The organism is Cellulomonas sp. P1_C4 (assembly GCF_056406355.1).
The window spans coordinates 12,012-23,839 of the sequence record NZ_JBFUAI010000003.1; the positions used below are offsets into that span (position 1 = coordinate 12,012).

11 protein-coding genes are annotated in these 11,828 nt (G+C 72.3%); 7 read left to right on the forward strand and 4 right to left on the reverse strand.

Annotation, left to right across the window (positions count from 1 at the left end):
• Window positions 1–32 precede the first annotated feature (32 nt).
• The gene (locus AC1DYZ_RS02760) at window positions 33–536 is read right to left on the reverse strand and encodes a type II toxin-antitoxin system PemK/MazF family toxin (RefSeq protein WP_477063694.1); all 504 of its coding nucleotides are present in this window, start codon (window positions 534–536) and stop codon (window positions 33–35) included.
• A 126-nt stretch (window positions 537–662) separates the two neighbouring features.
• Here AC1DYZ_RS02760 and AC1DYZ_RS02765 point away from each other — a divergent pair, with 126 nt between their 5' ends.
• The 3 genes from AC1DYZ_RS02765 to AC1DYZ_RS02775 are packed head-to-tail and all read left to right on the forward strand — an operon-like array spanning window position 663 to window position 4,011.
• A complete protein-coding gene (locus AC1DYZ_RS02765; protein WP_477063695.1) occupies window positions 663–2,252 on the forward strand; it encodes a circularly permuted type 2 ATP-grasp protein in 1,590 nt (529 codons plus the stop codon).
• Entirely contained in the window at window positions 2,246–3,175 is a 930-nt protein-coding gene (locus AC1DYZ_RS02770; protein WP_477063696.1) for an alpha-E domain-containing protein, read from the forward strand. Before AC1DYZ_RS02765 ends, AC1DYZ_RS02770 begins: the two co-directional genes overlap by 7 nt.
• Window positions 3,172–4,011 carry a transglutaminase family protein gene (locus tag AC1DYZ_RS02775; protein WP_477063697.1) on the forward strand — a complete coding sequence of 280 codons (840 nt, stop codon included), beginning with the start codon at window positions 3,172–3,174 and terminating at the stop codon, window positions 4,009–4,011. The genes AC1DYZ_RS02770 and AC1DYZ_RS02775 overlap by 4 nt, the downstream gene beginning before the upstream one ends.
• Before the next feature lie 3 nt (window positions 4,012–4,014).
• On the opposite strand, the gene AC1DYZ_RS02780 is transcribed toward AC1DYZ_RS02775, so the two are convergent.
• A complete protein-coding gene (locus AC1DYZ_RS02780) occupies window positions 4,015–4,719 on the reverse strand; it encodes a maleylpyruvate isomerase family mycothiol-dependent enzyme (protein ID WP_477063698.1) in 705 nt (234 codons plus the stop codon).
• 106 nt (window positions 4,720–4,825) lie between these two features.
• Between AC1DYZ_RS02780 and lepA the strand changes: the two genes are divergently transcribed.
• Both lepA and hemW read left to right on the forward strand, forming a co-directional pair.
• On the forward strand, window positions 4,826–6,706 hold the full coding sequence (gene lepA, locus AC1DYZ_RS02785) for a translation elongation factor 4 (protein WP_477063699.1): 1,881 nt from the start codon (window positions 4,826–4,828) through the stop codon (window positions 6,704–6,706).
• Window positions 6,703–7,917, forward strand: coding sequence for a radical SAM family heme chaperone HemW (hemW, locus tag AC1DYZ_RS02790; protein WP_477063700.1), 1,215 nt, complete (start codon window positions 6,703–6,705; stop codon window positions 7,915–7,917). Before lepA ends, hemW begins: the two co-directional genes overlap by 4 nt.
• A gap of 3 nt (window positions 7,918–7,920) precedes the next feature.
• Here the strand turns inward: hemW and AC1DYZ_RS02795 are convergent, their stop codons facing one another.
• Complete coding sequence (locus tag AC1DYZ_RS02795) at window positions 7,921–8,388, reverse strand: DUF4870 domain-containing protein (RefSeq protein ID WP_477063701.1); 468 nt, start codon at window positions 8,386–8,388, stop codon at window positions 7,921–7,923.
• An 89-nt stretch (window positions 8,389–8,477) separates the two neighbouring features.
• Here AC1DYZ_RS02795 and AC1DYZ_RS02800 point away from each other — a divergent pair, with 89 nt between their 5' ends.
• Window positions 8,478–9,686 carry a hypothetical protein gene (locus tag AC1DYZ_RS02800; protein WP_477063702.1) on the forward strand — a complete coding sequence of 403 codons (1,209 nt, stop codon included), beginning with the start codon at window positions 8,478–8,480 and terminating at the stop codon, window positions 9,684–9,686.
• 46 nt (window positions 9,687–9,732) lie between these two features.
• On the opposite strand, the gene AC1DYZ_RS02805 is transcribed toward AC1DYZ_RS02800, so the two are convergent.
• Entirely contained in the window at window positions 9,733–10,590 is an 858-nt protein-coding gene (locus AC1DYZ_RS02805) for a DUF3097 domain-containing protein (RefSeq protein WP_477063703.1), read from the reverse strand.
• A 149-nt stretch (window positions 10,591–10,739) separates the two neighbouring features.
• Here AC1DYZ_RS02805 and hrcA point away from each other — a divergent pair, with 149 nt between their 5' ends.
• On the forward strand, window positions 10,740–11,762 hold the full coding sequence (gene hrcA / locus AC1DYZ_RS02810) for a heat-inducible transcriptional repressor HrcA (RefSeq protein ID WP_477063704.1): 1,023 nt from the start codon (window positions 10,740–10,742) through the stop codon (window positions 11,760–11,762).
• Window positions 11,763–11,828 lie beyond the last annotated feature (66 nt).

Here is an 11,828-nt window from a genome sequence, read left to right on the forward strand (position 1 = left end):
GATCCGACTCACGCAGCGCCTCATCCGGCACCTCACCATCCGTGCGTCGCACGCAGCGCCGCGGCCACGCGGTCGAACAACGCGCGGTCCACGACGGCGCCCTCGCGGCGGAACGCGGTCGGGTGCAGGCGCAGGACGCGGTCGAGGCGGACCTCGCTGGGTCGTCGCTGCGAGTCCCACGCGCCCGAGCCGATGTCCATCCAGACCCGGCCGCGCCGCGCCTCGAGCGCCTGGTCGCGGGAGTGGTCCTTGCTGGTGAGCATGAGGCCGAGCACGTTCGCGCCGTCGCGGCCGATCACCAGGACGGGTCGATCCTTGCCCTGCGACGGGTCGTCCTCGAACGGGACCCACCCCCAGACGATCTCGCCGGGGTCGGCGTCGCCGTCCCGGCGGGGGGCGTACTCGAGCCGCACGGTTCCCCGGTGGTCGGGGAGGGTCACGCGCGTCGGCGCGGGTGCGGGGGGCTTCCCGGTGAGCCGGGCGAGGGCGTCACGGAACGATCGTCGGAGGCGGGCCCAGCCCGAGGTCGTGCTCACGCGCCGACGGTACCCGTGCGCGCGTCGGTCCAGGTGGGGAACACGTCGAGCGCCGGACCGGGGATCGACTGGTCGAGGACCGGATCCGTAACGCGGCGTTATCACCGGGCGGATACTGTCCGGATCATGGCGGACCTGTTCGACGACTACCCGACCGGACCGGCGTGGGACGAGATGATCGATCCCGACGGCGGAGGCTCGCGCGCGGCCTACACGGGCCTGCACCGTGCGCTCGCCCAGCTGAGCGCCGGTGAGCTGAAGGCGCGGGCGGAGACGCTCGCGCGCTCGTACCTCGCGCAGGGGGTCACCTTCGACTTCGCCGGCGAGGAGCGACCGTTCCCGCTGGACGTCGTGCCGCGCGTGCTCGCCGGGGACGAGTGGGAGCACGTGGCTCCCGGCGTCGCCCAGCGCGTCCGCGCCCTCGAGGCGTTCCTGGCGGACGTGTACGGACCGCAGCGCGCCATCGCCGACGGGGTGATCCCGCGCAGCGTCGTCGTCTCGTCGACCAACTTCCTGCGCGCGGCGCGCGGCATCAACCCGCCGAACGGCGTCCGCGTGCACGTGTCGGGCATCGACCTGGTCCGCGACAGCCTGGGCGGCTGGCGGGTGCTCGAGGACAACGTCCGCGTGCCCAGCGGCGTGAGCTACGTGCTCTCCAACCGGCGGGCGATGGCGCAGACGTTCCCCGAGCTGTTCGCCGCGCTGCGCATCCGCCCGGTGGCCGACTACCCGCGCCGGCTGCTCGCGGCGCTCACCGCAGCCGCACCGTCCGGGGTCGACGAGCCGACGGTCGTCGTGCTCACGCCGGGCGTGTTCAACAGCGCCTACTACGAGCACTCGTTGCTCGCCCGGATGATGGGCGTCGAGCTCGTGGAGGGGCGGGACCTGTTCTGCGCGGGCGGGCGCGTCTGGATGCGCACGACGCAGGGCCGGCGCCGGGTCGACGTCATCTACCGGCGCGTCGATGACGACTACCTGGACCCGGTCATCTTCCGGAACGACTCGTTCCTGGGCAGCCCCGGGCTCATGACGTGCGCGCGCAACGGCACGGTCACCATCGCGAACGCGGTCGGCAACGGGGTGGCCGACGACAAGCTCGTCTACACCTACGTGCCCGACCTCATCCGGTACTACCTGAGCGAGCAGCCGATCCTGCGCAACGTCGACACGTGGCGGCTGGAGGAGCCGGACGCCCTCGAGGAGGTGCTCGACCGGCTCGACGAGCTCGTGGTCAAGCCGGTGGACGGCTCAGGCGGCAAGGGCCTGGTCGTCGGCCCCAAGGCCTCGACGTCCGAGCTGGACGCGCTCAGAATCCGGCTGCGGGACGACCCGCGCGGCTGGATCGCCCAGCCGGTCGTGCAGCTGTCCACCGTGCCGACGCTCATCGACGACAAGCTGCGCCCCCGGCACACCGACCTGCGGCCGTTCGCCGTCAACGACGGGGAGTCGGTCTTCGTGCTCCCCGGCGGTCTGACCCGCGTCGCGCTCCCCGAGGGCGAGCTCGTCGTCAACTCGTCGCAGGGCGGCGGGTCCAAGGACACCTGGGTGCTCGGCGGGGCGGTGCCGCGGCGAGCGGTCCGGCACGAGTCGGACAGCCCGCAGGCCGTCCCGCAGGACGCGGCGGTGCCGATCGAGTCCAACCCCAACGACGTGCGCGCCCAGGTCATGCAGCAGCAACAGACCCTCTCGTTCCCGGCCGGAGGTGCCACGTGCTGAGCCGCATCGCGGAGTCGCTGTTCTGGATCGGTCGCTACGTGGAGCGCGCGGACGACACCGCCCGCCTCCTCGACGTGCACGTGCAGATCCTGCTGGAGGACCCGTGGGCGGAGGAGGACCTCGCCTGCCGGTCGCTGCTGTCGGTCATGGACCGCACCCCGCCGCCTGCGCACGTCGAGGTCGGCCGCGAGTACGTGCTCGACATGCTGGCCTACGACCGGTTCGCACCGTCCTCCATCGCGGGCTCGCTGGTGTCCGCGCGGGAGAACGCCCGCCGGGCGCGCGAGACCATCTCGACGGAGCTCTGGGAGAGCCTCAACGCGACGTGGAACCAGCTGCCGTCGCACATGCGCCCCGCGCGGCCGCACGACTACTTCACGTGGGTCCGTGAGCGTGCCGCGGTGGTCGCGGGCATCACCGACTCGGCGACGTCGCGTGACGACACGTGGAACTTCATGGTGCTGGGCCGGTCCATCGAGCGGGCCGACATGACCGCGCGCCTGCTGACGACGCGGGCGCTGGCGGGTTCGGCCGGTCCCAGCTGGACGACCCTGCTGCGGTCCTGCGGCGCGCACGAGGCGTTCCTGCGCATGTACCGCGGCGCGGCGTCCGACGAGCGCGCCGCCGGCTTCCTGCTGACGGACCAGCTGTTCCCGCGCTCGATCGTGTTCGCGCTGAACCAGGCGGAGGCCTGCCTGGCGGCCCTCGAGGGGACGTCCGACCGGGCGGCCGTCGACGACGCGCGGCGGCACATCGGGTACGTGCGGACCAACCTCGAGTACCGCCCGCTGATCGAGGTGCTCGACAAGCTGCCCAAGGAGATGGAACGGGTGCAGCGCGCGTGCTCGGCGGCCTCGGACGCGATCCGCGGCCGGTACTTCCCGAGTGGGTCGGCGACGAACTGGGTGGGGGAGGCACTATGAGCAGGTTGCGGGTCGTGCACACGTCGACGTTCCGGTACGGCAGCGCCGTGCTGGCGTCGTACAACGAGGCGCGCATGACGCCGATCTCGCAGCACGGTCAGACGGTGCTGGAGACGAAGCTCGACGTGCAGCCGCACACCGGTTGGCACGAGTACCGCGACTACTGGGGGACGGCGGTCACCGCGTTCGAGGTGCTCGCGCCGCACGAGTCGATGGTGGTGACCGCCGAGCACCTGGTCGAGGTGGCCGAGCGGGGGCCGCTGCGGTCGCCGGCGGGGTGGGACACCCTGCGCGGCCTCGAGCTGCGGGACCGGCTGGCGGAGTTCCTCACCGACACGCCGACTACCGCGCCGCCCGAGGACGTGGTCGATCTGACCCGCCGGGTCGCGGCCGACCTCGAGCCGGCCGACGCGGCGCTCGCGGTCGCTGCCGCCCTGCGCGACGAGATCGAGTACATCCCGGGCGTCACGACGGTGCACACGCCGGCCTCGGAGGCGTGGACCGCCCGGGCCGGCGTCTGCCAGGACATCGCGCACCTGGTCACCGGAGCGCTGCGCTCGATCGGCATCCCCGCCCGCTACGTGTCGGGCTACCTGCACCCCGACTCGGAGGCCGAGCTGGGCAGCACGGTACTCGGCGACTCGCACGCGTGGGTCGAGTGGTGGGTGGGCGAGTGGTTCGCCTACGACGTGACCAACCGCGTGATTGCGGGCGACCACCACGTCGTGCTGGCGCGGGGGCGGTCGTACGACGACGTGCCGCCGCTGCGGGGCATCTACGCGGGTGCCGGGACGCAGGACGCCGAGGTGCAGGTGCGCATCACGCGCGAGGCGTGAGGCTCACGGGGTCAGGCGGCGGCCGAGGGCGTCGCTCAGCGCCCCGGCGTCACCCGTCACCGCGAGCCGCTCGTCGTCGGGCGACACGCGTCCCCACAGCAGGAGGGCGAGGGCGTCCGCGGGTCCGGTGACGGTCACCGAGGGGTGGGGGACGGTCGGCGCACCGAGCAGCCAGCTGCGCTGGGCGTCGTCGGCGACCAGCTCGATCGGAGCCTCCAGCGGCTCCATCCGGCCCATCCGCTCCTGGCGGGGCTGCATGACCGTGACCACCTCGTCGACGGTGTCCGCCCACAGCGCGGGGTCGGTCGCGAGCTCCAGGCCGCCCGCGGTGCGCAGGTCCCACAGGTGCACGAGCGTCTCGTGGGTCTGCCGGCGGTGCCAGAACGAGGCCTGGCCGTCCCCGACGAGGGTCCACGCGTGGGCGTCGGGCCCGAGCGCGGTCAGCGTGTCGCGCAGCTCCGCCGCGCACGTCGCGTAGAGGTCCTCGAGCACGAACGGGCCGCGGCCCAGCGGTGTCTCCTGCTTCCGGCTCGCCTGGCGGGCCGCCCAGTGGTGGACGCGCGAGAGATGGACGACGAGGTCCCGCACGCGCCAGCGGCCGCACCAGGGGACGCGGGTGGTCGGGTCCACGTCGGGGATCGTCGCGAGGAACTGGTCCTGGAGCTCGCCCAGAGTCTCGAGCGGGGTGAGAACACGGCTGGCCGTCATGGGACCATGGTGGGACCGACCACCGACAGCCGACAGGCTGGCAAGGGTCACCGTTCGTCGGGAAGCCGCCATCGCGTGCCCGACTCCAGCGCCAGGAGCAGTCCGCTTGTCCCCGATCCCGAGTGCAGCCGCCGCGTCGCGCATCCACCCCGCGGCGACCACGCCCGACCTGCTGCGCAACTTCTGCATCATCGCGCACATCGACCACGGCAAGTCCACGCTGGCCGACCGCATGCTGCAGCTCACCGGCGTCGTCGACTCGCGGGCCATGCGCGCGCAGTACCTGGACCGGATGGACATCGAGCGCGAGCGCGGGATCACCATCAAGTCCCAGGCCGTGCGCATGCCGTGGGGCGTGGACGACAAGGCCTTCGCGCTCAACATGATCGACACGCCGGGCCACGTCGACTTCACGTACGAGGTCTCGCGCTCCCTGGCCGCCTGCGAGGGCGCGGTGCTGCTGGTGGACGCCGCGCAGGGCATCGAGGCCCAGACGCTGGCCAACCTCTACCTGGCGCTCGAGAACGACCTGACGATCATCCCGGTGCTCAACAAGATCGACCTGCCGGCCGCGCAGCCCGAGAAGTACGCCGAGGAGCTGGCCAAGCTCATCGGCGGCGAGCCCGAGGACTGTCTGCGGGTGTCCGGCAAGACCGGCGAGGGCGTCGTGGAGCTGCTCGACCGCATCGTCGAGCTCGTCCCGCCGCCCACCGGGGACGCCGACGCACCCGCCCGCGCGATGATCTTCGACTCCGTCTACGACACCTACCGCGGCGTCGTCACCTACGTCCGCGTGATCGACGGCAACCTCAACCCGCGCGAGAAGATCGTCATGATGTCGACGCGCGCGACGCACGAGCTGCTCGAGATCGGCGTCATCTCCCCGGAGCCCGTGCCGACGAAGGGACTCGGCGTCGGTGAGGTCGGCTACCTGATCACCGGCGTGAAGGACGTGCGCCAGTCGAAGGTCGGCGACACCGTCACCAACGCGAGCAAGCCAGCCTCCGAGGCTCTGGGCGGGTACTCCGACCCCAAGCCGATGGTGTTCTCCGGCCTGTACCCCATCGACGGGACCGACTACCCGATCCTGCGGGACGCCCTGGACAAGCTGAAGCTGAACGACGCAGCGCTGAACTACGAGCCGGAGACGTCGGTCGCCCTCGGCTTCGGGTTCCGCGTCGGCTTCCTCGGCCTGCTGCACCTCGAGATCATCCGCGAGCGCCTCGAGCGCGAGTTCGACCTCGACCTGATCTCGACCGCGCCGAACGTGGTCTACGAGGTCACGCTCGAGGACAAGACCGTGGTCACGGTGACGAACCCGAGCGAGTTCCCCAGCGGGAAGATCGGCGACGTGCACGAGCCGATGGTCAAGGGCACGATCCTGGCCCCCAGCGAGTTCATCGGCGCGATCATGGAGCTCTGCCAGACCAAGCGCGGCGAGCTGCAGGGCATGGACTACCTGTCCGAGGACCGCGTCGAGCTGCGCTACGTCCTGCCGATGGCCGAGATCGTCTTCGACTTCTTCGACCAGCTGAAGTCCAAGACGCGCGGGTACGCGAGCCTCGACTACGAGCGCATCGGCGACCAGGTGGCCGACCTGGTCAAGGTCGACATCCTGCTGCAGGGCGAGACCGTCGACGCGTTCAGCGCGATCGTGCACAAGGACAAGGCCTACGCGTACGGCGTCATGATGACCGCCAAGCTCAAGGACCTCATCCCGCGCCAGCAGTTCGAGGTGCCCATCCAGGCCGCCATCGGCGCCCGGATCATCGCGCGCGAGACCATCCGGGCCATCCGCAAGGACGTCCTGGCCAAGTGCTACGGCGGCGACATCACCCGCAAGCGCAAGCTCCTCGAGAAGCAGAAGGAGGGCAAGAAGCGCATGAAGACGATCGGTCGGGTCGACGTGCCGCAGGAGGCCTTCATCGCCGCGCTCTCGAGCGAGCCCGCGGGGTCGGCCGGCGGCAAGGACGCGAAGAAGAAGTGAGCCCCGCCCTTCCCGAAGGGGATGTGGCTCCCGACGACGGCGCCCTGCCGCCGTCGGCCTTCGACGGCCTCGACCAGCGTGCGTTCGGTGTCTACCTGCACGTGCCGTTCTGCACGGTGCGCTGCGGGTACTGCGACTTCAACACGTACACGGCGACCGAGCTGGGCGGCGGCGCGAGCCAGAACGCCTACGCGGACACGGCGCTGCGGGAGATCGAGCTGGCCGCCGGCATCCTGCCTCCCCGGCCGGTGAGCACGGTGTTCGTGGGCGGTGGCACGCCCACGGTCCTGTCCGTGCCGGACCTGTCGCGGATGCTCGGCGGCGTCCGCGACGCGTGGGGCCTTGCCGACGACGTCGAGGTGACCACCGAGGCCAACCCCGACTCGGTGACGCCGGAGTCGTTGAAGGCCCTGGCCGACGCGGGGTTCACCCGCGTCTCCTTCGGCATGCAGTCGGCCGTGCCGCACGTGCTTGCCACGCTCGACCGCACGCACGACCCCCGGCGGATCCCGGACGTGGTGCGATGGGCCCGCGATGCCGGCCTGGCCGTCTCGCTCGACCTCATCTACGGCACGCCGGGGGAGTCGCTCGACGACTGGCGCACCAGCGTCGAGGCGGCGCTGGCGACGGGCGTCGACCACGTGTCCGCCTACGCGCTCGTGGTCGAGGCCGGGACCCGCATGGCGGTCCAGGTGCGCCGCGGAGAGCTCGAGCTGCCCGACGGCGACGACCAGGCCGCCAAGTACGAACTGGCCGACGACCTGTTCGAGGCCGCCGGGCTCGGTTGGTACGAGGTGAGCAACTGGGCGCGGACGCCGGCCGACGCGTGCCGGCACAACCTCAGCTACTGGCGGGGCGACGACTGGTGGGGGATCGGTCCCGGGGCGCACAGCCACGTGGGTGGGGTGCGCTGGTGGAACGTCAAGCACCCCCGCGCGTACGCCGACCGGCTCGAGCGGAACCTCAGCCCCGCGGCCGGACGGGAGACGGTCACCGGTGAGGGCGCCGTGCTGGAACGCCTGATGCTCGGTGTCCGGCTGGCGTCGGGGTTGCCGCTCGACGCGCTCCCCAGCGAGGCGCGGCCGTCGGTGGCTGGGCTCGTCGCGGACGGGTTGGTCGACGGGCACGCCGCGACCGGGGGACGCCGGATCGTGCTGACCCGGCGCGGCCGGCTGCTCGCCGACGCCGTCGTCCGGACGCTCGTCGGCTGACGGTCAGCGGATCAGCTCGAGGCTGAACGGGTAGCGGTAGGAGCCACCACGCTGCACGGCGAGCGCCGCGAGGATGCTCACGACGAGGCTGATGATGCCCAGCGCGATGAAGCCGAGCCAGCCGACGATCCCGATCACCGGGATCGCGCGCACGATCGCGCAGATGACCAGCCCGACGAGCACCGTGAGCTGGAAGTTGAGCGCGACGCGCGCCTCGTCGGCGACGCGTGCGGCCTTCTCGCGGTTGACCAGCCAGATCACCAGCGCCGCCAGCCAGCCGACCCAGAAGTACGCGAGGATCCCGCCGAGGTGCGCGAGCATGCCCAGCGAGCGCGTCTGGTCCGCGCCGTGCGGTGATGGGCTCTCGTGGTGCTCGTACGACATCGTGGCTCGCTCCTCGTCCGGGGCCGTCGTCGTGACGGCACCGCGCAGCCTACCGACGGGGGAGTCGTCGTGGGCACGTTCCGACATGCCCGGAAAGCGTGGTTCCTTGACATGCGACCGCCGCCTTCGGTTCCCTGGCGTGGGCGACGACCGCCCTGTGACCAGGGAGGCCACGCATGAGCGAGAACCCCGGCGGTACCCCGCCGCGTGACGACGACCCCGCGAAGCCCGCTGACCCGATCGTTCCCGAGACACCAGCAGAACCGCCCGCGGCACCGGACCCGGTCGAGAAAGCCGCCCCCGTGCCGCCGGCTCCCGAGCCCGAGCCCGCGCCGCCCGTAGCTCCTCCGGCACCCGAGCCCGCACCGCCGGCTGTTCCTCCGGCACCACCCGCCMCGCCCGTCGCACCACCCGCCCCGCCCGTCGCTCCGCCTGCACCGCCCGCTCCGCCGTCCTACGGCCAGCCGCCMGCCGGGGCGTACCCGCCGCCGCCCCCGTCCGGCTACGGCCAGCCGCCCGCCGGCGCCTATCCGCCCCCTCCGGCGCCGGGCTACGGCCAGCCGCCCGCCGGGGGGTACCCGCCCCAGGGCTCGCCCTACGGTCAGCCCTCGCCCGGCGCCTATCCGCCCGCCGCGCCCGTCTACGGTCAGGCGCCCCCGGGCGCGTACCCGCCGCCCGCCGGTGGCTACGGCCCCCCGGTCCAGGCGTCGCCCATCGGCGAGTCCTTCTCCTACGGATGGAGGAAGTTCACGAGCCACGGCGGCCTGTTCATCGGGGCCGCGCTCGTGTGGTTCGTCGTCGCCGCCGTCGTGTTCACGGTCGTGGCGCTGATCTTCGGCGGCTTCGCCTCGCTGTTCGACCCGAACGGCCGCGGGATGGGCAGCGGCATGGGCATCGGGCTGTCGTTCGGGCTGATCGTGTTCTACGCCGCGGTCGCGCTCATCGGCTACCTCATCCAGGCGGCGTTCATCCGGGCCGCGCTGACCGTGACCGAAGGTCGTGAGCTGTCGTTCGGCGACTTCTTCAAGTTCGTCGACGCCGGTCCGATCGTCCTGACGGCGCTGCTGCTCGCGGCGATCGGCGTGGTGCTCAACCTCATCCCGTTCTTCGGCGGGCTGATCTCCCTCGTCGTGAACTTCCTGCTGCTGTTCACGTTCTGGTTCGTGATCGACAAGCACCTGACGCCCGTCGACGCGATCAAGGCCAGCTACCAGCTCATCACGGCGAACCTGTCGACGACGATCCTGTTCTACCTGCTCAGCATCGTGATCCTCTTCGCCGGAGCGATCCTCTGCGGCGTCGGCCTTCTCGTGGCCGTGCCGGTGGTGCTCCTCGCGACGGCCTTCCTGTTCAAGCGGCTGCTGGGCGACCCGATCGCCGCCTGACACCGACTGACCGTGCCCGGTCACCCACGAGGGTGGCCGGGCACCGTCATGCCGTGACGAAGTCGATGAGCTCCTCGACGCGACCCAGGAGGCTCGGCTCGAGGTCGGCGTAGCTGCGCACGGAGCGCAGGATCCGCTGCCAGGCGCGGGCGACGTCGGCCTGCTCGTCGGCGGGCCAGCCGAGCTCGCGCAGGATGCCGTGCTTCCACTCCGTGCCGCGTTCGATGACGGGCCATGCCGACAGCCCGAGGCGCTCGGGGCGGACGGCCTGCCACACGTCGACGTACGGGTGGCCGAGGACGAGCACCGAGCCGGCGGGCGCCCCGCGCACGGCGTCGGCGGCGATCCGGCTCTCCTTGGAGCCGGCGACGAGGTGGTCGACGAGGACGCCCACGCGACGTCCCGGGCCCGGGGAGAAGTCGCGCAGGGCGTCGGCGAGGTTGTCGACGCCGTCGAGCAGCTCGACCACGACGCCCTCGAGGCGCAGGTCGTCGCCCCAGACCTTCTCCACCAGCTCGGCGTCGTGCTTGCCCTCGACCCAGATCCGGCTGCCGCGGGCGACGCGGGCGCGGGCGTCGTGCACCGCGACCGAGCCCGAGGCGGTGCGGGTGGGCCGCGCGGGTGCGGGGGTGCGGACCGGGGCCGTCAGGGCCACCGGCTCGCCGTCGAGCCAGAAGCCCCGGCCCAGGGGGAAGGTGCGGGTGCGGCCGCGCCGGTCCTCGAGCACGACCACGTGCTGGCCGCCCGACTTCTCGACCCGGACCACGGCGCCGACCCACCCCGTGGTGACCTCCTCGACGACCAGGCCGGTCTCGGCGGGCTGCGGGCGGCTGGTGCGGGCGGGCCGGTGGTGCGTCGAGGCGGAGCCCCCGAGCACGTCCGAGCCGTAGCGGTCGTCGTTCACCCGGGCAGCCTAGGGGGGCGCGCGAGCGGTGCGGTCGAGGCGCGCAGCGGCCGCCCCGTGGGTGTCGGCTCCGCGGCGTAGCATTGGCACTCCTGTGCGCGGAGTGCTACCCGCTGGGACGATGGCGGCGCGACGACGAAGGAGGCGACATGAGCGAGGACCGACGGCTGGACGTGCTGCGGGCGATCGTCGAGGACTACGTCGCCACCAAGGAGCCCGTGGGCTCGCGCGCGCTGGTGGAGCGGCACTCGCTCGGCGTCTCGCCGGCCACGATCCGCAATGACATGGCCGCGCTCGAGGAGGGCGGCTACATCGCCCAGCCGCACACGTCGGCGGGGCGCGTGCCGACGGACAAGGGCTACCGGCTCTTCGTCGACCGCCTCTCGACCGTCAAGCCGCTGTCCAGCCCCGAGCGGCGCGCCATCGGCGCGTTCCTCGAGAGCGCACAGGACCTGGACGACGTCGTGGACCGGGCCGTGCGCCTCATCGCGCAGCTGACGCAGCAGGTCGCCGTCGTGCAGTACCCGTCGCTGCGGCGGTCGGCGCTGCGGCACGTCGAGCTCGTGCCCGTCGGGGCGCGCCACCTGCTGGTCGTGCTCATCACGGACACGGGACGGGTCGAGCAGCGCACGCTGGAGCTCGCGTCCGACCTCGACGAGTCCGTCGTCGCGCGCCTGCGGTCACGCCTGAACATCAGCGCGGCCGGCCGACGCCTGTCCGAGCTCCCGGTGGCGCTCGGCGAGCTCACGGACGCGTTCGTGCCCGGCGACCAGGCGCTCGTCGAGGCCGTCATCGCGGTGGTCGAGGAGACCCTGGCGCAGGAGAGCGAAGAGCGCGTCGTGCTCGCCGGCACAGCGAACCTCGCCCGCGTCGGCGGGACCGACGTGCGGTCGATCGGCCCGGTCCTCGAGGCGCTGGAGGAGCAGGTCGTGCTGCTGCGGCTGCTCTCCGAGATGGCCGAGGACTCTGCGACGGTGTCCGTGCGCATCGGCCGGGAGAACCAGCACGACGGGTTGTTCGAGACGAGCTTCGTGACCACCGGCTACGGCGACGAGGGCGGTGGCTCGGTGGCGCGCGTCGGCTCGATCGGCCCGCTGCGGATGGACTACCCCGGGACCATGTCGGCGGTCCGCGCCGTGGCTCGCTACCTGACGCGCATCCTCGCGCAATGACCGGCCCTGTTACCTGCCACAAGACCTCCCCGAAGACCTGCACGCACCTGTCCACGACAGCTGGAA